This is a genomic window from Prevotella sp. HUN102, assembly GCF_000688375.1.
Lineage (GTDB): Bacteria > Bacteroidota > Bacteroidia > Bacteroidales > Bacteroidaceae > Prevotella.
In genome coordinates this window covers 1366783-1391906 of sequence record NZ_JIAF01000004.1, presented here as the reverse complement: position 1 = coordinate 1391906, position 25124 = coordinate 1366783, and the positions used below count along the sequence as shown (strand labels likewise).

The 25124-nt window shown below is 42.6% G+C and carries 18 protein-coding genes and 2 pseudogenes; 9 read left to right on the top strand and 11 right to left on the bottom strand.

The window, feature by feature from the left end:
* Positions 1 to 24 precede the first annotated feature (24 nt).
* The gene (locus P150_RS0111060) at positions 25 to 303 is read left to right on the top strand and encodes an HU family DNA-binding protein (RefSeq protein WP_028897734.1); all 279 of its coding nucleotides are present in this window, start codon (positions 25 to 27) and stop codon (positions 301 to 303) included.
* Positions 304 to 588: 285 nt separating this feature from the next.
* Positions 589 to 2160 (top strand): Rne/Rng family ribonuclease, encoded by a 1572-nt coding sequence (locus tag P150_RS0111050; RefSeq protein WP_028897733.1) that lies wholly within the window; start codon positions 589 to 591, stop codon positions 2158 to 2160.
* 131 nt (positions 2161 to 2291) lie between these two features.
* On the opposite strand, the gene P150_RS0111045 is transcribed toward P150_RS0111050, so the two are convergent.
* Positions 2292 to 3188 carry a TIGR01212 family radical SAM protein gene (locus P150_RS0111045; protein ID WP_028897732.1) on the bottom strand — a complete coding sequence of 299 codons (897 nt, stop codon included), beginning with the start codon at positions 3186 to 3188 and terminating at the stop codon, positions 2292 to 2294.
* A gap of 62 nt (positions 3189 to 3250) precedes the next feature.
* On the opposite strand from P150_RS0111045, the gene P150_RS0111040 reads away from it, so the two are divergent.
* The 3 genes from P150_RS0111040 to P150_RS0111030 all read left to right on the top strand — a co-directional run bounded on the left by P150_RS0111040 (position 3251) and on the right by P150_RS0111030 (position 7781).
* A complete protein-coding gene (locus P150_RS0111040; RefSeq protein ID WP_028897731.1) occupies positions 3251 to 5443 on the top strand; it encodes a S9 family peptidase in 2193 nt (730 codons plus the stop codon).
* A 278-nt stretch (positions 5444 to 5721) separates the two neighbouring features.
* Positions 5722 to 6498, top strand: a complete 777-nt coding sequence (locus tag P150_RS0111035; protein WP_028897730.1) for a TatD family hydrolase — start codon at positions 5722 to 5724, stop codon at positions 6496 to 6498.
* A 35-nt stretch (positions 6499 to 6533) separates the two neighbouring features.
* Positions 6534 to 7781 carry an acyloxyacyl hydrolase gene (locus P150_RS0111030; RefSeq protein WP_028897729.1) on the top strand — a complete coding sequence of 416 codons (1248 nt, stop codon included), beginning with the start codon at positions 6534 to 6536 and terminating at the stop codon, positions 7779 to 7781.
* A gap of 232 nt (positions 7782 to 8013) precedes the next feature.
* On the opposite strand, the gene P150_RS0111025 is transcribed toward P150_RS0111030, so the two are convergent.
* From P150_RS0111025 to P150_RS0111010, 4 genes are all read right to left on the bottom strand, one after another.
* A complete protein-coding gene (locus tag P150_RS0111025; protein ID WP_028896942.1) occupies positions 8014 to 8952 on the bottom strand; it encodes an IS30 family transposase in 939 nt (312 codons plus the stop codon).
* Positions 8953 to 9554: 602 nt separating this feature from the next.
* Entirely contained in the window at positions 9555 to 10046 is a 492-nt protein-coding gene (locus P150_RS0111020; protein WP_028897728.1) for a gliding motility lipoprotein GldH, read from the bottom strand.
* Positions 10036 to 11355 (bottom strand): regulatory iron-sulfur-containing complex subunit RicT, encoded by a 1320-nt coding sequence (gene ricT / locus P150_RS0111015; protein ID WP_028897727.1) that lies wholly within the window; start codon positions 11353 to 11355, stop codon positions 10036 to 10038. The genes P150_RS0111020 and ricT overlap by 11 nt, the downstream gene beginning before the upstream one ends.
* Before the next feature lie 84 nt (positions 11356 to 11439).
* On the bottom strand, positions 11440 to 12561 hold the full coding sequence (locus P150_RS0111010; protein ID WP_028897726.1) for a DNA polymerase III subunit delta: 1122 nt from the start codon (positions 12559 to 12561) through the stop codon (positions 11440 to 11442).
* A gap of 431 nt (positions 12562 to 12992) precedes the next feature.
* Here P150_RS0111010 and P150_RS0111005 point away from each other — a divergent pair, with 431 nt between their 5' ends.
* The 3 genes from P150_RS0111005 to P150_RS0110995 all read left to right on the top strand — a co-directional run bounded on the left by P150_RS0111005 (position 12993) and on the right by P150_RS0110995 (position 15822).
* A complete protein-coding gene (locus tag P150_RS0111005; protein WP_028897725.1) occupies positions 12993 to 13955 on the top strand; it encodes a type I phosphomannose isomerase catalytic subunit in 963 nt (320 codons plus the stop codon).
* Positions 13956 to 14433: 478 nt separating this feature from the next.
* Positions 14434 to 15075, top strand: a complete 642-nt coding sequence (locus tag P150_RS0111000; protein WP_028897724.1) for a hypothetical protein — start codon at positions 14434 to 14436, stop codon at positions 15073 to 15075.
* 321 nt (positions 15076 to 15396) lie between these two features.
* Complete coding sequence (locus P150_RS0110995; protein WP_028897723.1) at positions 15397 to 15822, top strand: DUF1573 domain-containing protein; 426 nt, start codon at positions 15397 to 15399, stop codon at positions 15820 to 15822.
* A 118-nt stretch (positions 15823 to 15940) separates the two neighbouring features.
* Here P150_RS0110995 and P150_RS16440 read toward each other — a convergent pair.
* A pseudogene (locus P150_RS16440) lies at positions 15941 to 17991 on the bottom strand (cytochrome c biogenesis protein CcdA).
* Positions 17992 to 18218: 227 nt separating this feature from the next.
* On the opposite strand from P150_RS16440, the pseudogene P150_RS0110980 reads away from it, so the two are divergent.
* A pseudogene (locus P150_RS0110980) lies at positions 18219 to 19123 on the top strand (IS982 family transposase).
* A gap of 142 nt (positions 19124 to 19265) precedes the next feature.
* Here P150_RS0110980 and P150_RS0110975 read toward each other — a convergent pair.
* The 5 genes from P150_RS0110975 to P150_RS0110955 are packed head-to-tail and all read right to left on the bottom strand — an operon-like array spanning position 19266 to position 25119.
* The gene (locus P150_RS0110975; RefSeq protein ID WP_028897721.1) at positions 19266 to 20702 is read right to left on the bottom strand and encodes an NADH-quinone oxidoreductase subunit N; all 1437 of its coding nucleotides are present in this window, start codon (positions 20700 to 20702) and stop codon (positions 19266 to 19268) included.
* 12 nt (positions 20703 to 20714) lie between these two features.
* Positions 20715 to 22226 carry a NuoM family protein gene (locus tag P150_RS0110970; RefSeq protein ID WP_028897720.1) on the bottom strand — a complete coding sequence of 504 codons (1512 nt, stop codon included), beginning with the start codon at positions 22224 to 22226 and terminating at the stop codon, positions 20715 to 20717.
* A gap of 4 nt (positions 22227 to 22230) precedes the next feature.
* The gene (gene nuoL, locus P150_RS0110965; RefSeq protein ID WP_028897719.1) at positions 22231 to 24261 is read right to left on the bottom strand and encodes an NADH-quinone oxidoreductase subunit L; all 2031 of its coding nucleotides are present in this window, start codon (positions 24259 to 24261) and stop codon (positions 22231 to 22233) included.
* A 10-nt stretch (positions 24262 to 24271) separates the two neighbouring features.
* The gene (nuoK, locus tag P150_RS0110960) at positions 24272 to 24580 is read right to left on the bottom strand and encodes an NADH-quinone oxidoreductase subunit NuoK (RefSeq protein ID WP_004358046.1); all 309 of its coding nucleotides are present in this window, start codon (positions 24578 to 24580) and stop codon (positions 24272 to 24274) included.
* Positions 24577 to 25119 carry an NADH-quinone oxidoreductase subunit J gene (locus P150_RS0110955; protein WP_028897718.1) on the bottom strand — a complete coding sequence of 181 codons (543 nt, stop codon included), beginning with the start codon at positions 25117 to 25119 and terminating at the stop codon, positions 24577 to 24579. Before P150_RS0110955 ends, nuoK begins: the two co-directional genes overlap by 4 nt.
* Positions 25120 to 25124 lie beyond the last annotated feature (5 nt).

Below are 25124 nucleotides of genomic sequence, written 5' to 3'. Positions count from 1 at the left end.
AATAACAAAGATAAATTAAAGAAAATGACAAAGGCAGATATCATCAACGAGATTGCATCTTCGACCGGCATTGCCAAGAAAGACGTGTCGGCGGTTGTAGAATCTTTTATGGACGCTATCAAAGACAGCTTGCTTGACAAGAAGGAAAACGTATATCTCCGTGGTTTCGGTAGTTTTATCGTAAAGCATCGTGCTGAAAAGACTGCTCGTAACATCTCAAAGAATACGACAATCACTATTCCTGCACACGACTTCCCTTCATTCAAGCCAGCAAAGACTTTTATCGAGGATATGAAGAAGTAAGACAAGAAAGAAACAAAATATTATAATAACAATTTAAAATTTTAAAGCTATGCCTAACGGAAAGAAGAAGAAGGGACATAAGATGGCTACGCACAAGCGTAAGAAGAGATTAAGAAAGAACAGACACAAGAGCAAGTAAGCCTCTGGGGCAGAAAGCACAAACTGGTCTTTCAGAACTTGACGGGGCGTGTCATCGCATAATACTCCTTTCCCTGGGAGTGCGAAGACAAGTCTCGTTTTTATTGAATATAAATACACCATAAAGTATTTATAAAACAGGAGAAAATGACAAGCGAAGTAATTATTGATGCCCAACCGAAAGAGATTTCGATTGCATTACTCGAAGACAAGCGACTGGTGGAATACCAGCGAGAGCCGAGAGAAGCCAATTTTTCAGTTGGAAACATCTACATTGCAAAGGTCAAGAAACTGATGCCGGGCCTTAACGCCTGTTTCGTAGATGTTGGTTATGAACGCGACGCATTTCTTCACTATCTTGACTTAGGAAGTCAGTTCGACTCCTTTGCGAAATATCTCAAACAGGTACAAAGCGACAGGAAACGTCTCTACCCTATTCAGAAAGCCAGCCACTTGCCAGACTTGAAGAAGGATGGAAGCATCCAGAATGCACTTCAGGTCGGACAAGAGGTAATGGTGCAGATTGTAAAAGAACCCATTTCTACCAAGGGACCGCGCCTTACTGGCGAACTATCGTTCGCAGGCCGATTCATTGTACTCATCCCTTTCGGGGACAAGGTAAACGTTTCCTCCAAGATTAAAAGCGGCGAAGAGCGCGCTCGCCTCAAGCAACTCATTCAGAGCATTTGCCCAAAGAATTTTGGCGTAATCGTTCGGACGGTTGCTGAAGGAAAGAGAGTAGCCGAACTGGATGCTGAGATGAAAGTGCTCTTGAGCAGATGGGAAGAAGCCATCACCAAGGTGCAGAAAACTCAGAATCGCCCACAACTTATTTTTGAAGAGACAGGACGTGCCGTGGCAATGCTCCGCGACCTCTTCAATCCTACCTATGAGAATATCTATGTGAACGACGAGGAGATTTGTACAGCCGTACAGCACTATGTTTCTCTCATTGCCCCTGAAAAGGCGAACATAGTGAAAAAGTACAATGGCAAATTGCCAATCTTCGACAACTTTGATGTTACAAAGCAAATCAAATCCAGCTTTGGTAAGACCATCAACTACGGTCACGGCTGCTACCTCATCATCGAACACACAGAAGCAATGCACGTTGTAGACGTAAACAGCGGAAACCGTGCAAAAGACAAAGGACAAGAACAGAACGCTCTTGACACCAACTTGGGTGCGGCAGACGAATTGGCACGACAGCTAAGACTGCGTGATATGGGTGGCATCATTGTTGTAGACTTCATTGATATGAATCTCGCAGAAGACCGACAGATGCTCTACGAACGTATGTGCAAGGCGATGCAGAAAGACCGTGCTCGGCACAATATCCTGCCGCTCAGCAAATTCGGTCTGATGCAGATTACACGCCAGCGTGTTCGTCCGGTTATGGATGTTGATGTCGCAGAAGACTGCCCGACGTGTTTCGGCACAGGCAAGATTCGTTCCAGCATCCTGTTTACCGATCAGCTTGAGCGCAAGATTGACCGCTTGATAAACAAGATTGGAATCAAGAAGTTCAGTTTGCACGTACATCCTTACGTTGCTGCCTACATCAATCAAGGCATAATCTCCTTGAAGCGCAAGTGGCAGATGAAGTACGGATTCGGCATTAGTATCATTCCTTCTCAGAAACTCGCTTTTATGCAGTACGAATTCTACGATGAAAAGCAGCAGTTCATTGATATGAAGGAACTAAACGACAAATCCTAAGTTACTGCTTTCTAATTAGAAAGATTAAAACAGAAGAAAAGTGTTAGTATAAAAAAGAGGTTGCGCAACTGATATGCCCAACCTCTTTTTATATTTCTTTTCTACTGATAATTAAATTAAGGGTCAAACTTCTACTTCCTTTCCATCATTATCCTTAGATGATTGTTGAGAAGATTCGTAAATTCATAGTTTTTCAAGCCCCATTTAGGAGCTACAAGTAGTTCGGGAGGACTCTGACTGACAAATCTTTCCAACACCAAATCCTTTCTCAACAACTGAATGAATCGGGCAATGAGGTCGATGTACTCTTCAACGCTATATAAATGGAAAGGCTCTTTCTCGTACATCCTTGCGAGTTTCGTGCCGCGAATGATTTGCAGTTGATGAACTTTCAATATCGTCAATGGCAATGAAGATATGACAGATGCCTGTCGAAGACTTTCATCCGGGTCTTCGCCCGGCAGTCCGACGATGATATGTCCACCGACCTTTATGCCACGTTTGGCAGTTTCCTCCACGGCACGTTTGGTACAGGCGAAGTCGTGTCCTCTGTTGATGAGTTTCAGCGTTTCGTCATTGCAGCTCTCAATTCCATACTCCACTATCAGGAAAGTCTGCCTGTTCAACTCTTCCAAATAATCTAAAAGTTCATCACTCACACAGTCGGGACGCGTGCCGATGACTATGCCGACTACGTCTTTCACGCCAAGAGCTTCTTCGTACATCCGACGCAAGGATTCCACCGAGTCATAAGTATTCGTATATGCCTGAAAATATGCCAGATATTTCATATCGGGATATTTCTTTGCAAAGAAGGCTTTTCCGTCTTCCAGTTGTTGGGTTATGCTCTTGGAAGACTCGCAATAAGAAGGATTGAAAGTTTTATTGTCGCAGAAAATACAGCCCCCCTTGCCTATCCTTCCGTCACGGTTCGGACAAGTGAAACCTGCATCGATTGAAATCTTCTGAACACGGAATGGAAATTGCTTTCTGATCCAATTTCCAAAATCATTATAGTATTGTTCCATTTACTATTGCAAATTTACTTAATATTTTGTACTTTTGTTGCATTAAATCAATAAAATATACAATGAAAAAGTTTTTTTTAGTATGTGCTGCAATATTTTCTTTGGCTAATCAAGCCTTAGCTGGCGAGCCAATAACTATTGAGCAAGTTACGAACAACTCTTTGGTTGCCAAAACCATTCACGGCATCAACCCTCTGAAGGGTACTTCCGAATATGCAAGTATCTCAGGCGATGGCAAGAAGATTGAGAAATTCTCGTTCAAGACCGGTAAACAGACAGGGGTGCTGTTTGATGTCAATACAATCAGTGGCGTGAAGATAGAAGAGATTGACGGTTATGAGATCTCTGATGACGGTGCTTTTATTCTGATTCAAACAGAGACTGAACGGATTTACCGCCGTTCTTATAAAGCGCAATATTATCTCTACAACGTAAAGGACAAAAGCATCAAGAAATTATCAGAAGGCGGTTTGCAGCAGATTCCTACTTTCTCTCCTGACAGCAGAAAGATAGCTTTCGTGAGAAACAACAACATCTTCATCACGGACGGACAGACGGAAAAGCAGATTACGACCGACGGCAAGTTCAATGAAATCATCAACGGTATTCCTGACTGGGTGTATGAAGAGGAATTTGGATTCAACAATGCCTTGGCGTGGGGTGCAGACAGCAAGACATTGAGTTGGATTCGCTTTGATGAATCAAAGGTTAAGACTTATTCCCTTCAGATGTTCCAAGGTGCTAAACCACAGAGAAAGGAATACGAAGTCTATCCGGGCGATTATTCCTATAAATATCCTAAAGCAGGCGAAGATAATGCAAAAGTGAGTGTCTGGTCGTATTCGCTTGCTGACGGCAAGACTGCAAAATACAACCTGCCTTTGGATGCTGACGGATATATCCCGAGGGTGAAACCGACGAGCATTGCCAACAGAATCATCATCTACACGATGAACCGCCATCAGGATCTTCTCCAGCTTTACGCTTGCAATCCTCTGACCAGTGAATGCAATTTGATTATCAAGGAAAGCGTTGCAAAGTACGTGAAGGAAGAGGCTATGGAAGGAATCAGCATTCTGAAAGATCATATTCTTATGCCTTCCGACCGTAACGGACGGATGCACCTTTTCCTTTACGATATCAACGGTAAGCAGATACGTCAGATTGAGAATGGAAATTACGACGTGATAAGAGTGTACGGCTATGACGAAACATCGGGAAACACTTATTTCCAAGCTGCTATGAAGACTCCGATGCAGCGCGAAATATACGTTGCCGACAAGAACGGAAAGGTTACGATGCTTTCCAACAAGGATGGATGGAACAATGCCGTGTTCTCGGGCGATTACAAATATTTCCTGAACAACTGGAGCGACAGAAACAATCCTTATGTCTATTCCATCTACGACAATCAGGGCAAACTGGTAAGAGAAGTGCTCAACAACGACAAGCTAAAGGCCGAACTGGCAAAATTCAATATGTCGAAGCGCGAGTTCTTCAAGTTCACCACTTCCGAAGGCGTTGAACTGAACGGTTGGATAGCAAAACCAGAGAACTTTGACTCTAATAAGAAGTATCCTGTTATATTCCATCAGTACAGCGGCCCCGGAAGTCAGCAGGTCGTAGACAGTTGGACGGCAGGCTCTATGGGAAACGGTGGCTTGTTCGACACATATCTCAATCAGCACGGCTATATCGTGGCCTGCGTAGATGGCAGAGGAACGGGCGCACGTGGTGCTGATTTTGAGAAGTGTACTTATTTGAAACTTGGATATTTAGAGTCTAAAGATCAGGTGGAAGCAGCTCTGTGGATGGGCAAACAGCCTTATGTGGACGCAAGCCGCATCGGCATTTGGGGCTGGAGTTTCGGTGGTTTCAACACGCTGATGAGTATGAGCGACGGAAGGAACGCCTACAAGGCGGGAGTATCCATTGCACCTCCAACCAACTGGCGTTACTATGATTCCGTCTATACCGAGCGATATATGCGCACCCCGCAAGAGAATGCAGATGGATATGCCATCAATCCTATAAACAGAGCCGAAAAGCTGCACGGCAAACTCCTTATCTGCCACGGTATAGCTGACGACAATGTGCATATTCAGAATGCCTACGAATATTCTGAAGCATTGGTTCAGGCAGGAAAAGATTTCAAGGAGAACTTATATGTAAACAGAAATCACAGCATCTTCGGAGGAAAAACCCGTCAGCACTTGCTCCAGCAGGTTGCCAACTGGTTCATTGAAAACCTCTAAGAAAGCAAACAGGCTTGTGAGTTTAACGAATCGGCAAGTAGCATTGTTCAGTTGTCATACTATTTCTTTCTGAACATCAGACGGCAATCTACTTGCAGATTCGATAATTTTTCAGCCTTAAACCCCAACCTTCAGGAACGGTTCGAACGGTTCCTTAGGAACGGCCTGAGGACTTCCTTAGGAACGACTGAAGCCGTTGTTAGGGAACGACCGAAGCCATTGCTAAAGAACGGCATTTGCCGTATAAGTTTATGCCAATTTCATATTGATAATATTAGATGACGATGATAGATACACACATCCACCTTGATGGAGAAGAATTTAAGGAAGACTTGCCCGAAGTGGTGGCAAGAGCAAGAGAAGCAGGCGTTTCAAAGGTTTTCCTTCCTGCCATCAATCTGGATTCAATAGATACGATAAAGTCGGTCTGCACGCAATTCCCCGGCTTTGCCTATCCGATGGTCGGGCTGCATCCCGAAGACGTGAAGGCAGACTACGAGGACGTTCTCAAACAGATGCGCCTGCATCTCGACGAAACGAAATACTGTATAGCCGTGGGCGAAGTCGGGTTGGATTTCTACTGGAGCCGGGAATTTGAAAAGGAGCAACTGGCAGCCTTTGAAGAACAAGTGAAATGGTCTGTCGAGACGCGTCTTCCATTGATGATTCATTGCCGAAAAGCGCAGAACGAGTTAGTGCATATCCTGAGAAAATATCAGGAAGAACTCCCGGGAGGTGTGTTCCATTGTTTTACCGGCAATGAAAAGGAGGCTGCTGAATTGCTCTCATTCGATAACTTCGTACTGGGAATCGGTGGTGTGCTCACGTTCAAGAAAGCCAATCTGCCCGAAACGCTGAAAACCGTCCCATTAGAACGCATCGTTCTGGAAACCGATGCTCCTTATATGGCACCTGTCCCGATGCGTGGCAAACGGAATGAAAGTGCGTTTTTGGTCCACATAGTAGCAAAGATAGCAGAAGTATATGGTGAAACAGCACAGGAAATTGCCGATCAGACTAATAAAAACGTAAAGAGAATCTTCGGATTCAATTAAGCTCAAACAACTCAAATAACCACAAATTACTTGATATGAAGAAAATTCTTACACTCTTACTGATACTCACATCCACATTGAATGCAATGGCATCAGAAGCAGACTCCACAAAACACTGGGGACTCTCCGTTACCGGTTCGCCCAGCAGCATTATTTCATTGGATAAATACGAGAAAAAATGGGTGCAGAAAGGAACGAACGGCTCCGTAGCAGCCGAACTCCGATACTCTGCCCTACCCTCTGACAGTGATGATTTTGCAAAAGATTTCGGATATCCCACCCTGTCAATCGGACTTCGATATACAATGAATGGTGCCGTAAGAATGCACCGATTTCCAGATCCGGACTGGGGAATGGCACAGGAGGTGAGCTATGATTCCCGACTGGGAAATACCTTATCCCTCTACGGAACATTCTATCGCACCCTCCATCGCAGCAAGCACTGGGAGACAAGCTATTCCCTAAGTGCAGGATTCGGCTATAACAGGAAACGATATAATAAAGAAAACAATATCGACAACGAGCTTATAGGCACGCCATTCCTCATTTATTTCGCTGCCGGAATCCATCAGACATACAGATTCTCCCGTAATTGGGGAGTGAAGGCAGGTCTAGAATTTGTGCATCACAGCAATGGCGCATTGTATCGCCCGAACAAGGGCTCAAATACGCTCGGACCATCATTGGGTTTAGTGTATTATCCTTACTACGAAGAAACGGTAGAAAAAAAGAACGCATTTCAGCCTGCACCGTTCAGGAAGTACTGGTATATGAACGTTGCAGCAGGCGTCGGAGGAAAAACCCTGTTGGAAGACTGGCTTCTCACACAATTCGGTACGCCATCAACAGACCCGAACTATCGCACCGAACATTTCAAGTTCTATATGGCCTACTCCATTCAGGCCGACCTTATGTGTCGCTATGCGCGTCGTTGGGCATCGGGGATCGGCATAGACTGGTTCTATGGCACCTATTCCAACCGTATCAAGGAAATTGATACTGCCAAGGGAGCAGATATGAAGCATAGCCCTTGGTCATTAGGTATTGCAGGCAAGCACGAAGTCTTCTATCATAACCTGTCCCTTGCAATGGCTTTCGGCTTCTATCTTCACAGACAGATGGGCGACAATGCTCGACACAACGAAACTCCTTATTATGAACGAATCGGCATACATTACTCTTTCCCTGCTCTGAAAGGATTGAAAATCGGTATTAATGTCAAGGCTCACAAAACTAAAGCAGACCTTACAGAGCTTGTTGTAACTTATCCAATACGTTTATAATTCAAGAGCATTTCTTTTAAGGGATGATATCTGTGATTCTGCGCTCTCTGTGAGAGATTAAAACAAAAGAAGATTCATTACTTTTCAGCACAATCTTATGTTTCTTCATCAGGTTTATCACGAACTAAGATTCGTATCTGCATTTATTTATACACCGTTCCGAGAATTATCTCAAAGCTATGAGACAGTTGTTTCATAGCTTTGAGTGTAGAGTCAACCAGCAAGTGCAAAATTACAACACATGTTTGAAGAACTCGCACTTTGGTGTGGAAAAGTTTAGTTTTTCCCTTGGTCTTTCATTCAATTTCTTCTGTATGGCCATAATCCTCTTGTTCGTATAGTTCTCAAAGGAATCCTTTTTAGGTATATATTGTCTGATTAACTTGTTTGTATTCTCAATGGCTCCCTTTTGCCATGGACAATATGGATCTGCAAAGTACACAGGCACGCCCAACCATTTCGTGATATCCTTATGTGCGGCAAACTCAGGTCCGTTGTCAGTGGTAATGGTCTTCAGTCTGTCCTTGTATGGCAGCAGCAGTCTCCTGACTGCTTTTGCCAGAGGTTTCGACTGCTTCCCAAATGGCAGTTTCTGCATAAGCAACATATTGGTGGATTTCTCCACCAGTGTGAGTATGGCCCTTTGGGCAGGGTCGACGATCAGGTCCATCTCAAAGTCTCCAAATCTCTTCCCGTCCACTTCCTTGCTTCTCTCATGGATGCTCACCCTGTCCTTGACAGGAAGATGCCCACCCTTGGGGTGATGCCTGTATTTCATCTGATGTCTTGTGTGCCCGGCAAGTTTCCCTGTAGGGTCATTGTGGATGATGTTGTAGATGGACTGATGGGACACCTTTATCCCCTCATTCACACGCAGATACCCTGATATTTGTCTTGGAGACCATTGGTCATTAACGATATATTCCTTGATTCTCCAGACCAATTCGTCGGAGAGCCTGGAGTTGCTCACCGTTCGCCTCCTGCGCTCCATGGCCATGTCGTGCGCCTTCGTCCAGATATACTTTCCCGAGGGCGTGCTGTTGCGTTTGATTTCACGTGAGAGTGTTGCCTGACTGATGCCGACGATGGCGGCAATTTCTTTTCTTGCGGTTTTCTTTTGAAGTAAGGCGAAAATTTGCGACCTTTGCTCCGAGATTAATTGATGGTACATAAACAATACAAAGTTAGTTAATCCTGGGGAGACTTCGGTCTCCCTTTTTTAATTTGTATTGCCGGTTGTTGCTTTTTCCTCGGCGAGAGATGCAGACAACCTCTCGCTACGCTTCGAGAACGTCTGCATCTCTCGGCGAGGGCTACTCTTTTTTGCACTTCGATTTGGAATCTTCATGAGACAACTGTTTCATAATTATGAGACAATAGTTTCATAGCTATGAAACTATTCTCGGAACGGTATAGCGACAAATAAAAGTACGTAGGAAATACAATCGGAATACAAGGGAAGAAATGATGCAGCCCCGAGAACGCAGGGCTTGTGAGCATTTTGTCCGTCGGACTGTCCTCTTGCCTCCCACCCTCTCACAGGCTTTCTCCCAACTCCTTTGCTTTCTTTTCCCAAGCTCCGACAGGAAAACAGTATAGCCGGCGTAATGTAAATGTCCATTACGCCTGAGTTTTAAGAACTCTTCGCTGAAAGATTCTTTTTAAGGGACGATTATTTATACGTTAATGCTTTGATATAAAACAATCTTATGACAACAACAATTATATATAAACATTTGGGCTGAATCCAATTGGATTCAGCCCAAATGTTCATTAGTCTTTGGTTAATCTTATTCCAATATCACTGATGCCCAGTAGTTTTTCTTGGCTCATTATATGACGTACGTCGATATGTATGGAATCGGAATCTTTCAGAGAAATGGTAGTTACGTATCGAAGGATTTCAGTGCTGCTGATACCATCTTTGCCTAATAGTTCCCCATCATTACCAATAACCTTACACACAACTGTGTCCGAGAAAGTTTTGTTTTCGTCCTTCTTGTCTTTAGGGTAGATGGTACTTTCCAACAGCAGACTGATATTCCTGTAAGGATAGTCTCGTGAAGCCCTTATGCCCAGATCCAGAATGTAGTTGCCTGACTTTTGTCTGGGAATCTCGAACTTAGTCGTATCGTTTCTTGCCCATCCGGAAAGAGGGATGGCTTCATAGTGGTCGTATTTTTTAGGATTATCACACGAAGAAGTGCTTATGACCAAAGCCATAAGCACTGAGAGTATGTATAAGGTGTTTACCCTAATCTTCATTCTGATTGTTGTTTACTGGTTTTGGAGGCTGATTTCCTTGCTCACCTTGCCGGTTGCCACGGTAATTGTTCTGTCGCCCATTGCGTTGTGGTCTTGAGTTTCGCTGTTCCTGACCGTGATTTCTTGGGTTTTGCCTTCTGTCTTCGTTTCTCCGCTGCTGGTCTTGATTGCCGTTTCTGCGCTGATTTCCGTTTCGGTTGTTGCTACGGTTATTGCCCTTTCTGCCAGTCTTATCCTTGTCAAAACGGCTGATGTCGGCACCTGCCAGCAAGTCGATAGGCTTTTTGTCAGGCTTTGCCTTACCATTATTGAGCAACGACAATGGCCTTTCTCCGTTTCTGTTCATCTCGATTATTTCCTTTGCACGTTCAGCAGAAATCGTTTCAAGATTCACCGCAAGTCTCTTGTCTGTGGAATAGGTGCATTTGCCGTTGAGAATGTCTGTCTTGAACAGATAATATTCTGCATCCATCGTCTGAAGATGAATCTCCTTGCTTGGAAGTTTTCTGCTTGACTCTACATAATCATCAACTTCGTAGTTGAGACAGCATTTCAGTTTCGCACACATACCTGCCAATTTGGTTGGATTGAGCGATATGTCCTGAAATCTTGCAGCCGTAGTGGAGACGCTCGAGAAGTTTTTCATCCACGTGGTGCAACAGAGTTCGCGTCCGCAAGGACCAGTTCCGCCAATACGCCCCGCTTCCTGTCGCGCACCTATCTGTTTCATTTCAATTCTTACGTGGAAAGCGGCGGCGAGATCTTTAATGAGCTGACGGAAGTCTACACGTTCATCAGCAATATAATAAAAGATAGCCTTGTTGCCGTCGCCTTGGTATTCAACGTCGCCTATCTTCATCTGAAGGCCAAGCCTTTTGGCAATCTGTCGGCTTTCAATCATTGTGGCGTGTTCGCGGGCCTTTGCTTCCTCGTATTTCTGCAAGTCAATTTCCTTTGCGTGCCTGTAAACCCGTTTGATATCATCGGGAGATTTCACGGCACCGTTCTTCTTCATCTGTAACTTGACGAGTCTTCCCGTCAGCGTAACCACTCCGATGTCGTGTCCCGGATTTGCTTCAACGGCAACGATGTCGCCTTTGTTCAACTCAAGATTATTGACATTATGATAATATCCTTTTCGGGTATTCTTGAATTGCACTTCAACAAGGTCTGTCGTGTCCGTATTCCCCGGAACATCCTCCAGCCAGTCGTAAGTATTGAGTTGTTTATCCTGTCTTCCACAGGCTTTATGGCACAGGCCGCGGTCGCAGCCGGTCCATATTTTGAATTTCATATCTTTATAATCCATTGTTAATGTGTGGAAACCTAAGCTCTAAAGTCGCTGACTCCGTCGCGCTTAGGTTGTATATATAATTTTTGATACATAAATATATTATTTCCTTAATAAAAGGACTATCATTTTGAGTGCCATATCGTAGAAAACTACTTTGGCGTTGGCGTTCTGCCCGATGTCGCGATGACAAAGCCCGAACAGTTCGTTTATTTCGATAACGTTGGCTTCATTGATATAGCGTGAAAAGGCTTTCGCAAAGTTTTCTTCCTCCAATGACATATAAACGAGGTCGGGATTCTGGAAATTGAACATAAAATTCTCGCGAACTTGCTTTTGGAAGTAAACGAGCATTCGTCTTTGCTTCTCCCTTCCGAAAGTTGCAACAACTTCACTCCACATCTTCAGTCCCTTGACATCACGCATATAACACAGACGCATCAGTTTCTGGAACATAGCCAAGAGTTCTCTGCCTTCATTTTCAGAGTTTAATGATTCCAAAGCTGTCTGCCAGCTTCCGTGCGCCAAGCGAGCAATTCTGTGTGCCATTTCAGGTTCTATTCCCCGCTGAGCAATGAGTGCAGCCTCAATGGCATCATTTGAAATCAGTTTCACATCAATCCGTTGTGTCCGGCTGATAATAGTTTCGAGCAACTTCTCGGGTTCTTCGCTCACCATCAGGAAGATTGTCCCTTTCGTGGGTTCTTCCAGTAACTTCAGAAGTTTATTGGCCGAAGTAAGGTTCATACGTTCCGGAAGCCAGATGATAGAAACCTTATACCCTCCTTGGCTTGATTTCAGTGCCAACTTGCGAGCGATTTCATCGCTTTCAGCACCAGTTATGATAGCTTGCTGCGTAGTGGCACCCATCGCTTCCATCCATTGCTTTGCAGTAAAGTAAGCCCCCTGCTGCAAAAGCTGTCGCCATTCTTTTGCAAAATCACTGCTTACCGGCTGATGTTCGGCACTCATACCAGCGAGTTTAACAGTAGGATAAGTGAAGTGGAGGTCAGGATGTTCCCATTTTCTGAGCATAGCCTTGGAACTTTCTTCATTGGCTGATGAGGACGTGAGAAGATAGCTTGCAAAAGCCATTGCAAGAGCCATCTTACCGCTGCCCACAGGACCACAGAAGAGCAAAGCGTGAGGCACACGCTCTTCCTGAACCAGCCGCATCAGTCGCTGCTTGGTTTCTTCTTGTCCGATAACCTCTGAAAAATCCATTTACTTTCGTTGTCCGATATTTTACTTTCGTTGATCAATATTTTTATGAATGCGTGCCTTTTAAGTTTTGAAAAAATGTATTCTTCACATATCCTAAAACAGCATTTGGCTACAAAGTTAATAAATAAAAATGGATTTTTTGGTGTAAAACTATCAAATGGTTGAAAGATATTTGGTCAGTATGCAATAAAAACGCACAAAAATAAAGATGATGAAGTATATTTTATTACCTTTGCACAATTAGTAACAATGAAAGAGATTGCTTCTTTCTATAAAAATACTGATTAAATGCCCAATAAAGGCAGCTTCTAAAAATACGCAAAAAGCAAAATATTGATAAGCAGATAAGCGAAAAAGAATTGCAAAGTATAAAAAATAGCAGCCTTGGTTAATTATAATCTTACAAGTTAGTTTCATACTATCAGACACATATGGAAATGTTAAAGTTCAACCCGATTTTAAAGCAAGTGCTTTGGGGTGGCGAAAAGATTATCCCTTTCAAGCATTTGAATGAATCGCTCACAAAAGTTGGCGAGAGTTGGGAGATTTCTGCCGTGAAGAACCACGAAAGCATTGTAGCCAATGGCAAATATAAAGGTATGACAATAACCGAGCTTGCAGCTTTGCTGAAAAGCGATTTGCTCGGAAAAAACAACTATGAATGTTTTGGAAATGAATTTCCTCTGTTGATAAAATTCATTGATGCAAAACAGCAGTTGTCCATTCAGGTGCATCCCGATGACGAAAAGGCCAAGGCTAAAGGTTTTGAAAGAGGGAAAACTGAGATGTGGTATATTATGAAGAGCGATGAATGCGCCGTTCTTCATAGTGGTTTACGTAAGCAACTTACACCTGAAGAATACACAATGATGGTGGAGAATGACACCATTACAGAGGCTTTGGCTGAATATAAAGTGAAAGAAGGCGATGTATTCTATTTGCCATCAGGACGAATCCATTCTATCGGTGCAGGCTGTTTCTTGGCTGAAATTCAGCAAACCAGTGATGTAACGTATAGAATTTATGATTTCAAACGCAAGGACAAAGACGGAAATTACAGAGAACTTCATACGAAAGAAGCTGCCGAATGTATTGATTATACGGTACAGGAAGATTATAAAACCCATTATACGCCTGTAAAGAATGAAGGAGTAGAACTTATTGAATGCCCTTATTTTACCACATCTGTTTATGACATCAACAAACCTATGATTCTGGATTATACAGAATTGGACTCCTTTGTCGTCTTAATCGGTCTCGGAGGAGTGGGAACGGTTGAGGATGAAACCGGAAATGAACTTTCTTTTCAGGCAGGAGAAACAATACTTCTCCCTGCAAAGATGAATCAAGTGAAAGTTTCGGGTACTATTAAATTCTTGGAAACATACGTTTAGTTCAGTTTCACCCATCAGAGATAGAACCATACTTATACCTTGCACACATACAGAATCTCCCGATATGCCTGTTGAAAAAGACTTGTATACATAAAAATGATGCGTGAAGAATTTGAAGACGATATAACTTATTGCAATATGCTGGGTTGCTTGGTTAGTTCTATCGGACTTCGCTTCAGTAGGATTGTATTAAGTCTAGGTTTATTGATTAATGCAATATGCTTTATAACGAAAATTTATTTAAGTAGGATTTATTGAAAGTAAAGTTATAATGTTAATTCCGAGTTAAGAAATAAGAATAATCAATTAGAATCCAACAAATCTTAAAAACACCTATAAAGAGTTGTTTTTTTAAAAATAAAAACTATTTATAGATATAGTATATCAAAAGTATATATTATCTTTGAAGTCATAAAAAGATAACAATTATTTATCCTAATTTATATGAGGATTTTTTTAAAATTAAATAATTAAAACTATGAAACAATTTTCAAAAAAACAAGGTCGTAATTTCTTATTTTTATTACTAGGTTTATTATCTTTTACAGGTTGTAACAATGATGATGATTTTAAAGCCAAAGAGTCTACTACGGCATCTACCTACGTAGATGAAGCAACTTATAGGCAAGTTTCAACTAAAATTGCAGAGCTTTTTAACAATGAGCTAACGACACGTTCAAAAAATAATATTTCAAATGAAGATGCTGAAGCTATTTTGTCTCCACTTGTGCCAAGTGGAAAGATGATAGTTAATGATATGATACTTTTGTCTAATTCTGGTAAAATAGATTTGACAGAAGAAGAAATTAAAGATTTTAAGGAACTGACTCCTGAACAACTTGCTTCCATTGCATTTATTACACATTCATTAATAGAGGATCCATTAATAAATGAACGGCAAATGTCGCAAGCTCAAACTGCATCTATATGGGATTGCGTCAAAGAAGCGTTTGGGTTTGGTGATTTTATTGCTATCAAAAATTATATAGGTGGTACAGTTCAATTAACAAAAGCCGTAGCAACAAAAATGATAGTAAAAGCTGTTCTTAGACGAGCAGGAGCTTGGATTACGATTGCATATTCCGTCTATGAATTTGGTAAATGTATGAATGGTAAATGAAAGAATTTGAAGACGATATAACTTATTGTAATATGCTGGGTTGCTTGATTATTTCTATCGGGATTCGCTTCAGTAGGATTGCATTAAGTATAGGTTTATTGATCAATACAATATGCCTTATAGCTGAAATTATCATTTTGTGTAAAACCTATAAGGTTCGACGACATCAAATAATAGACACGATATTTCTACTGAGTTTTATTGTAGCTAATTCCTACCAAATACCCTATACCATCATAAATTATTATTAACAATATCCCCTTCAGATAAATATTCTTATATACCCTGTTTTTTATCTGAGGGGGATTTTATAACTAAAATATGCGCCCCAAGACATTCATTTTATTATTATTTATCATTATATTATCCATATATTCTATATGGAGCAATAATGTTGATAATAGCAGTCAAAAAAGTAGAGCAAATATGCAATATGCAGATTTTTTGATTATAGATTCTGCATTGTTCAATGTAGGAGAAATTTATGAAAAACAGGGTAAGATTGGTCATATTTTTAATATTTTTAATTCAAGTAATGACACCATTGTTATCAATGGGATAAGGGTTGGATGTAGTTGCATAAATGCTAAGGTTAATTCACACATAATAGGTCCTAAAAGCTCAATAGAATTGTATGTTGTGTTTGACCCAACAAATAGAAAAGGACGCTTTGAAAAACGTATTTTTGTACAACTCAATCAAGGAGATTTCTACATAATACCAGGAATTTACGGAGTTGTTAATTAAGATAATGAGCACCTTCCATCTTGTTTTTCCGCCAAAGACTGATTCGATATCAAACAATAACAATCGGCGATTCTTAATTGTAAGAATCGCCGATTTATTCATATATCAGGTTTTGAAATTACTTCTTGTAGTTTTCCAATCCCTTGTCAAGGAAGTCAAGATAAGCAGGTATGTCTTCCTTATACGTGAAGCTACCACTCAAAGGATTGCCGGCATTGTCTACCGTAACGTAGAATGGCTGTGCCAGATAGCCGAACTTAGTCTGCTGCAAGTAGCTCCATTTATCGCCAACTGTTCTCAACGTACGTGGATTGCCGTTTACATCCTTTACCTTAACCTGCTCCTTCAACGGAGTCTTGTCGTCCACATAGAGCGAAATCAGGATATAATCCTTGTTCAACTTCTCCGCAACCTTCGCATCCGTCCAAACAGAACCTTCCATCTTGCGACAGTTTACACAACCAAAACCAGTGAAGTCCAACAAAACTGGCTTGCCTGCTTGTGCAGCTGCCCGCATACCTGTTTCATAATCAGTGTATTTCGCTTCTACTTCCTGATGATGCAGATTGAAATCCTGAGTATTGATAGGTGGAGCAAATGCGCTGATGGCTTTCAATGGTGCACCCCAAAGTCCCGGAATCATATAAACTGTGAATGCCAATGAAATCATACCAAGCATAATGGCAGGTACAGGCATTGCCGTCTGTGATGGATCGTCGTGTGGGAATTTGAGCCTTCCAATGAGATACAACCCCAACAGACCGAAGATTACTATCCACAATGCGAGGAATGTTTCTCTATCGAGCAAATGCCATCCGTAAGCCAAGTCGGCAACAGAGAAGAATTTCAATGCGAATGCCAATTCGATGAAACCCAATACAACCTTAATCATATTCATCCACGCACCTGACTTAGGTGCCTGCTTCAACCAAGTTGGGAACATTGCAAACAATGAGAATGGGAGTGCCAATGCCAACGCAAAGCCAAACATTCCCACCGTTGGTGCCACCCAGTCACCACTGGTTGCTGCCTGCACGAGCAAGAGTCCAACTACCGGAGCCGTGCAAGAGAAACTTACCAATGACAAGGTAAATGCCATCAGGAAGATAGAAAGCAAACCTGTGGTTGAGGCAGCTTTATTATCGACCGCATTTCCCCAAGATGATGGCAAACTAAGCTCGAACCATCCGAAGAAACTCAATGCGAACACTACCAATAAAAGGAAGAAGAAGATATTGAATGGGGCATTCGTTGCCAACTCATTCAGCTTTTGAGGACCAAATATGGCAGTAATAATCGCCGCAAGTCCCATATAGATAACGATGATAGAGATTCCGTAAGTGATGGCATCACGGATACCTTTCTTCTTGTCGTCCTTTGCACGCTTCAGGAAGAAGCTGACAGTCATAGGAATGATAGGCCATACACAAGGTGTGAGCAATGCCACAAGTCCACCAACAACGCCCATCAGGAAGATGTAAATCAGCGAACGGCTTTCTGTATTCTGTCCATTGCTGAATGCTTTCAGCTCATTGATTACAGGTTTCCAAAGATCGTTGGAATTAACATCGGGTGATGACGCGCTGGCAACTGCTGCTGAATCAGAAAGCGTTGTGTCGCCGGGAACAGCTGAAGATGCAGAATCTGTCAAAGCAGCTAAACCGTCGGCTTCAGCTTCTTCACTTTTTTTTCTGCATCGGCAACCGGTTGTGGAGCGTCAGCAGGACCATTACCCTTGTAGTTAAACTCTACACTGCCCGGTGGCATACACATTTCATCATTGCAGGCACCATATTCCAAATAACCGGAAATATTATACGTCTTACCTGTAATTTTATATTTCTGAACAAAAGTAACATTGTTCTCGTAATACCTTAGCTTCATCTGAAAAGCATTGTCGAACACGTTCTTTTCAGAACCCTTTGCAATTAGCTTTCCAACTGCTTGCGCTCCTTCAGATTTTTCTGTAAAAACCTTCGCCTCAGTAGGACCATCTGCTCCTAAGTTTGGAGAGTATACGTGCCAACCGGCATCAATCTTAGCAGTAAAGATTACATCAACCTCGGTTGGGGATACTTGGTTTTGTTTAACACTGAAATGTACAGGCATCTGTGCCAAAGCTGTTAGATTAAACAGCATCAGCAAAGCAAATAAAAACTTAAATTTCATATTTTTCATCATAGTTTAGATAGATTTTCAACTATCGTTTCCGGCTCTTAAAATTTAATTCATAACTTATGGCTGCAAAGATAATAATTTTTTCTGAAAAATATAATTTTGATTAATTTATTTAACGTGAGTTCGACGAATTATAAGTCTTTGTAAATTTGGTAATTAGCGAAATTTGTTGTAACTTTATAGTGTTAAAATACAAAGAATTACAAACAAAAATCGCTATGTTCACCGAAGACAAAGTTATTGAAATTTTCTGTGTTATTGATGACTTTTGCAAGTTTTTGATGCAATGATGACAAAATATACGCTAAAACCCGTCAATAAGAGAAAATATCACCGTGATTCCACGATGTCCAAGGCTGAAATCATGCTGATTATGATACTCTTTCACGATTCGGGCTATCACTGCCTGAAGCATTTCTATCTTGAGAAGGTGTGCAAGCATTTACGTCATCTATTTCCCGAGGTAGTTTCGTACAACCGTTTCACAGAATTGGAAAGGGAAGTCGCCATCCCATTGGCTTTGTTTATCAAAAAGGTCCTGTTGGGAAAATGCACAGGCATCAGTTTTGTTGACAGCACGCCTCTTCGCGTCTGCCGAAACCAGATAATACACATTCATAAGGTTTTCAAGGGCATTGCCCAAAGAGGGAAATGCTCCATGGGCTGGTTCTTCGGATTCAAGTTGCATTTAATCTGCAACGAGAGAGGAGAACTTCTCAACTTCATGATTACACCAGGTGACATTGATGACCGTAAGCCTTTGGAATACAAAGCCTTTGTAGAGTTTATACATGGTAAGTTGGTCGGTGGCAAGGGGTATATCAGCAAGGGGCTCTTCCAAAGGCTTTTCGTTGATGGCATACAGCTTATTACCAAATTGAAAAGCAACATGAAAGGAGCATTGATGAGTGTTTCGGATAAACTGCTGCTCAGAAAGAGGGCCATCATAGAAACGGTGAATGATGAGCTCAAGAACATTGCACAGGTAGAGCACTCCAGGCATCGGTCCTTTGACAATTTCATCGTCAATTTATTGGGGGGCATTGCGGCCTATTGCCTGTTTCCAAAGAAGCCGTGCATCAATGTACAAAGGACATTGGACACACAGCTTGCTTTGTTCTGAATTCGTCGAACTCACGTTAATATATGCAAATACAAGTTTCCCACACATAAGCCTGAAATCGTCTAAGAAATAAAACAGAAAATGCCCATTGGAGTTTCCAATGGGCATTTTGATATCAGGATATTCTCTAATGCTCTGCTGACTACGCTCCGGCAATCCAAGTATAGATGCAGCTGCACACACCAAAGAGAACGATACCAGTAGTACAGATTGCCAAAGCAAACTTAGTGTTGCTGTCGGACTTGAATGCTGGCAATGGTTTGTCACAATGGTTGATATACATAGCCTTCACTATCTTCAAGTAGTAGTAAAGTGAAACTACAGTATTGATCAATGCCACGAAAAGGACAGCATAGATCCACGCTCCGTGAGTGGTGGTAATGTCCGCTCCCTTCACAGCTGCCATAAAGACAAAGAATTTAGAGAACATACCCGCGAACGGAGGAATACCACCCAATGAGAACATAGCAAGGGTCATCAGGAAGGAAAGACGGGGATTCGTCTTGTAGAAGCCATCATAGTCCGAGATATTTGTCTTGCCCCCGTTGTTCTGCTCAACAACAGAAATAATGGTAAACACCGACATATTCGCCACGATATAGATAAGCACATAGTAGCTCAATGATGATACTGAAACCGTCCAGTTGCCGCCCAGAGCTGCCAACATTATGTAGCCTGCCTGTGAGATGGAACTGAATGCCATAAACCGCTTCAACTCGCCCTGACGAACTGCGAAGAGGTTGGCAATGGTAATGGAAAGTGCAATGACTATCATCATCAGCACCTGCCATTGCTCTATCATACGGCCGAAGACATTGAAGAGAATGCTCAGCAAAGTGAAAGCGGCAGCACCTTTTGAGATTACGCTGAGGTAGCCGGTTACCGTAGTTGGCGCACCCTGATAGGTGTCGGCTGTCCAGAAGTGGAACGGAACCAAGGAAATCTTGAAGCCAAGACCACTGAAGAAAAACACCAAACCCATAACCGTGAGCGGCGTTGCCTGCAACTTTGCGGCGATATCATCGAAATAGAATGTGCCGTAAGCTGCATAGATGAAGCTGATACCATAGAGCATTACGCCACTGGAGAATGTGGCCGTGATGATGAACTTAGCAGCGGCCTCTGCGGAGTTGTTGCGATACTTATCGAAAGCCACAGCACAAGCCAATGGCACAGACGCCATTTCAAGACCGAGGAAGAACATCAGGAAGTTGCCTGAACTCATCATCATCATCATACCCAAGAGCGTTGAGACGATGAGCATATAGAACTCGCCTTCCTTCTCACTCTTCACAGCCCATACTCGGCTCTGCAAAACTACGATGAAAGTACCGAAGGAAAGGATTGCCTTCATTACATTGACTGCATAAGAAGTAACGTACATTCCACCAAACGCCGTCTGCGCATCCATACTGAGAAGACAGACGATGGTGTTTGCAAGCATCAATACACTGGCCAGAGGATTGAACCACTTGCGCACTTCCTTATTTGCTGATACGAAATCAGCAACGAACAAGATTATCAGAACGGCAATGAGACTTGCCTCTGGAATCATTTTAAAGAAATCACTATAATTCATTTCGCCAGTTTATTAAAGATTACCCAAATTTGGAACAAATACATTGATGTGCTTGATGATAGGATCTACTGCATCAATAATTATATCCTGGAAGAACAAAGGACAAAGTCCGAGACCGGCAACACAGAAGATGAGTGCGCCGATGGAGAAACGCTCGTCCCAAGTTGCATCGTGGAGTTCATAGAACTTCTGATTAGGAATGGTCTGGAAAAGAATCTTGCCTACCACACGAAGGATATATACAGCAGTTACCACGATAGACGTACAGGCTACGATGGTACAAACACGATGGAAAGTACCTGCATTCTGGAACGAACCTACAAAGATGGTCATTTCAGCTATGAAACCAGAGAAACCCGGAAGACCGAGGTTGGCCAAACCTGCCACAACATAAGAAACGGCGAGGAACGGAATAACCTTCATCAAACCACCGAGATAGCGGACGTCGCGAGTTCCTGCACGATGATAAATCATACCGATACAAGCAAAGAAGAGTGCCGTCATCAAACCGTGAGAAAGCATCTGGAGGATAGCACCTGTGATGGCAGTCTGCGTTGTCATAACCAATGCGAAGAGCACCATACCACAGTGTGATACAGAAGAATAGGCATTGATATACTTCAAGTCGGTCTGCACGCAGGCTGAAAGCGCACCGTAAACAACAGAAATCGTTGTAAGCACAAGGAATACCGGTGCCCAAAGCTCAAGCGCATCGGGCATCATAAACATTGCGATACGGAGACAGCCGTAACCTCCCAACTTCATCAACACACCTGCGTGGAGCATAGAAACTGCCGTTGGTGCAGAAGCGTGACCATCGGGCGACCAAGTATGGAATGGGAACAATGCGCCAAGAATACCGAAACCAACAAACACGAATGGGAAGAATATGTTCTGAATTTCCTTCGGCATTGCGTGCAGCTTCGCCAACTCGATAACATCCATTGTCTGCGCTCCGCTGAAGTAGTAGATGCCTAGAATACCAAAGATCAGCAAACCTGAACCACCCATCAGCATAAGGGTAAGTTTCATAGCTGAGTATTCCTTCGCACCCGTGCCCCATACACCAATAAGAAGGTACATAGGAATCAAGGCTACCTCATAGAACATAAACATTGTGAACATATCCGTTGAAATGAAGAAGCCGAATACTCCGGAAGAAAGCAATACAAACCAAAGGAAGTATTCCTTCTTCATAGGTTCGAGCTGCCAGCTTGCGAATGTGCCTGTGAAAACGATAATCGCAGAAAGCAAAATCATCACAACAGAGATTCCATCCACTCCGACAGCAAACTTGATATTCATCGGTTCGAACCACATTACGGACTGAGCCAATAACATCTCAGCATCATTGCCAGCATTGCGCTGCTGGACAAAATAGACGGTAAGCCAAACAGCACCTATCAATAACATTGTGGCACCTGTTACCATCACGCCGCGTACTTGATTGTCATTCTTAGCAACCCAAAGGCCTAAGAGCATCAATACGGGGATTATTACAAATATTGTTAATATCCAACTCATCTCTTTAAATCAAGCAAAGTATTACTAATGTTAAAGCTACAGTTCCTGTAATGAACCATATTGCATAATGGCGAACATCGCCGCTCTGCCAAGGACGGATGCTTTCTCCTGCCTCATTTGTACCCCAAGCAAGGAAATTGAAAGTGCCATCAATAACCTGACGGTCGAACCAAGCAATAGGAATTGAGAAGAACTTGAAGACAATCTTATGTGTGAAGAATTGCCAAGCATTGTCTATATAGAATCTGTTGAGAGCTGCCTTGTGGAGTCCTGGCATCTTCTTTGCAAGCATATCTGCTACCGGATTTTCCTTAGACTTATACATCCAAGTAGCAAGACCAATACCGATTGCTGCCGCCAAAAGGCTGAACCAAGCAACACTTGAGAAATGGAAATGCTGCAAATGTATTTCCTGTGCCTCGCCAGTTGCAGAAACAAAATGCCCGAATGGAATCCAACCTGCGAAGATTGAAATAATGGCAAGGAACACCAATGGTCCCCACATAACGAAAGGAACTTCCTGTGGCTTACGACGGTTCTCAGGATCTTCCTCATAATAAGACTTACCCCAGAAGATGACGTAGTACAGACGGAACATATAGAATGCTGTCATACCTGACACCAGAGTCATAAACCAACCCAAAGCCGGAGAGAACTGGAAGCAGGCTGCAACGATTTCGTCCTTAGAGAAGAAGCCCGCAAACGGCCATACACCGGCAATAGCAATACACCCGATGAGGAAGCAAGCGTTAGTGATAGGCATATACTTGTGCAAGCCTCCCATATATTCCTTAAAATTGCTGCCGATAATAACGATGATAGCACCGGAGCAAAGGAAAAGGAGTGCCTTGAACATAGCGTGTGTGAACAAGTGGAACATTGCCGCCATATAGCCGAGTCCACCTTCTTCATTGTTCAGTGCATAGCAAACGCCCAATGCAACAAGCATATAGGCAATCTGCGAAATTGTAGAGAATGCCAATCCTCGCTTTATATCGCGCTGCGCACAAGCTACTGCCGCCGCATAGAAAGCTGTGAATGCTGCAATGTAAGCAATCCAGTGGAGCTGTTCGACAGCACCAAACTTAATGTAGATCGGGAACATACTTGCAACTTGGAAGACACCAGCAACAACCATCGTTGCTGCGTGAATCAAAGCAGAAACAGGTGTTGGACCTTCCATAGCATCCGGCAACCAGATGTGAAGCGGGAACATTGCAGACTTACCTGCACCACCTATAAACATCAGGAAGAGTGCCGTCGGGATAGCCCAAGCTGTTTCAGGATTTGCAGCAACGGCTGTCAGCTTTCCGGCAAGGCTTGCATCGGCCGAAAGGTCGTAGTTGAAAGTACCCACGTAGAAGCTGAAGAACAAGATACCGATTAAGAAGAACAAGTCGGCAAAACGTGTTACGATAAATGCCTTCTTACTTGCGTGAACAGCAGTATGCTTTGGATAATAGAATCCAATAAGCAAATAAGAGCAAACACCCACCAATTCCCAGAAAAGATACATCTGGAAAACGTTTGTTGCAACTACAAGACCCAACATTGACATTGTAAACAATGAAAGGTATGCATAGAAGCGTTGGAATCCGTGTTCATATTCCTCGAACTTATAGTCCTTATCACGTTCGGCCATATAGCCGAATGAATAGATATGAACCATAAAACTCACAGTAGTGATAACTACAAGCATCATCACGCTGATAGGACTCAGGCGGAAACCAATGTTAAACGTCAGAAACTCTGAAAATCTCAACCAAGTAATGTTGAAGACTGTAACGGTTGGAAAAACTCCTTCGCCACCATTCAAACGCCCATTCACAACATTGAATATTTCGCCTCCGGCAACGTATTCGCCTGTATAGAAGAAATAGTTGTAAGCTGTATAAAGGCTCAGTACGAATAGAGTACCCAACATACAAGTACCAATGATACCTGCTACCGGTCTCGGCATCTTCATTCCAAACAATCCTAAAACGATTGCGCTCAGGAATGGGAGAAGAAGTATCAAAAATGCGTAATCAAACATAGTTCTTTCCTTATAATTTCATATTTTCAATACTGTTCACCTGATCGCTGTGGAGATGACGGTAAACATTAATAATAATAGCAAGAGCAACGGCAGATTCGGCAGCACTTACGCCGATGGAGAAGATAGTGAAGAACATACCTTCATATCCTTCGGGATAAAGCAGACGATTGAATGCCGCAAAATTGAGATCCACGCTATTTAAAACCAACTCTACGGAGATAAGCATCGCAACGAGATTGCGACGGGTTACAAAACCAAAGACTCCAATAAAGAATAACAATCCACTAAGGACGAAAAAATATTCTACTGGTATCATTTTTCTACCTCCTCTTTTTTACGAATATTGAGAATTACCAAACCACCGATGATACAAGCCAACAAGAATACTGAGATAAACTCGAAAGGCAAAACATAACCGAACTTATCGGCACTCATCAGATTCTTACCGACAACTTCCATTGAAACCTCAGTGTCGGCAACGGTACTTTTTGAAATAACTTCAGAAAGAATCTTGTTCTTCAAGGATACTCCTACAACTGTAACTGCACCTATCAGCGCAATAATGCCGGCAAAAAGACTTCTCTTTCCAAGCCAGCGTTCGGATAAACCTTGAAGCGTTCTCTTGCTAACCAACTGGATAGCGAAGATATACATTACCGTAATACCACCTGCATAGATACTGATTTGTGCAGCACCAAGGAATGTATAATCGAGCAGGAAATAAAGACCTGCTACGCCAAAGAGCACAAACAGCAATGCCGTTGCAGCTCGCATAATACGCTTTGTTGACACGCAGAATACGGCAGAACCGAGTATTACAGCAGCCAAAATTGCGAATACAATTAACTTAGCCATACTTT

Coding starts and splice junctions, on each gene's coding strand:
- P150_RS0110955 (WP_028897718.1), bottom strand. CDS start 25,119: ATGGCTAAGTTAATTGTATTCGCAATTTTGGCTGCTGTAATACTCGGT.
- P150_RS0110970 (WP_028897720.1), bottom strand. CDS start 22,226: ATGAGTTGGATATTAACAATATTTGTAATAATCCCCGTATTGATGCTC.
- P150_RS0111025 (WP_028896942.1), bottom strand. CDS start 8,952: ATGTACCATCAATTAATCTCGGAGCAAAGGTCGCAAATTTTCGCCTTA.
- P150_RS0111010 (WP_028897726.1), bottom strand. CDS start 12,561: ATGGATTTTTCAGAGGTTATCGGACAAGAAGAAACCAAGCAGCGACTG.
- P150_RS0111045 (WP_028897732.1), bottom strand. CDS start 3,188: ATGGAACAATACTATAATGATTTTGGAAATTGGATCAGAAAGCAATTT.
- P150_RS0111030 (WP_028897729.1), top strand. CDS start 6,534: ATGAAGAAAATTCTTACACTCTTACTGATACTCACATCCACATTGAAT.
- ricT (WP_028897727.1), bottom strand. CDS start 11,355: ATGGATTATAAAGATATGAAATTCAAAATATGGACCGGCTGCGACCGC.
- nuoK (WP_004358046.1), bottom strand. CDS start 24,580: ATGATACCAGTAGAATATTTTTTCGTCCTTAGTGGATTGTTATTCTTT.
- P150_RS0110995 (WP_028897723.1), top strand. CDS start 15,397: ATGCGCCCCAAGACATTCATTTTATTATTATTTATCATTATATTATCC.
- P150_RS0111020 (WP_028897728.1), bottom strand. CDS start 10,046: ATGAAGATTAGGGTAAACACCTTATACATACTCTCAGTGCTTATGGCT.
- P150_RS0111005 (WP_028897725.1), top strand. CDS start 12,993: ATGGAAATGTTAAAGTTCAACCCGATTTTAAAGCAAGTGCTTTGGGGT.
- nuoL (WP_028897719.1), bottom strand. CDS start 24,261: ATGTTTGATTACGCATTTTTGATACTTCTTCTCCCATTCCTGAGCGCA.
- P150_RS0111050 (WP_028897733.1), top strand. CDS start 589: ATGACAAGCGAAGTAATTATTGATGCCCAACCGAAAGAGATTTCGATT.
- P150_RS0111000 (WP_028897724.1), top strand. CDS start 14,434: ATGAAACAATTTTCAAAAAAACAAGGTCGTAATTTCTTATTTTTATTA.
- P150_RS0110975 (WP_028897721.1), bottom strand. CDS start 20,702: ATGAATTATAGTGATTTCTTTAAAATGATTCCAGAGGCAAGTCTCATT.
- P150_RS0111040 (WP_028897731.1), top strand. CDS start 3,251: ATGAAAAAGTTTTTTTTAGTATGTGCTGCAATATTTTCTTTGGCTAAT.
- P150_RS0111035 (WP_028897730.1), top strand. CDS start 5,722: ATGACGATGATAGATACACACATCCACCTTGATGGAGAAGAATTTAAG.
- P150_RS0111060 (WP_028897734.1), top strand. CDS start 25: ATGACAAAGGCAGATATCATCAACGAGATTGCATCTTCGACCGGCATT.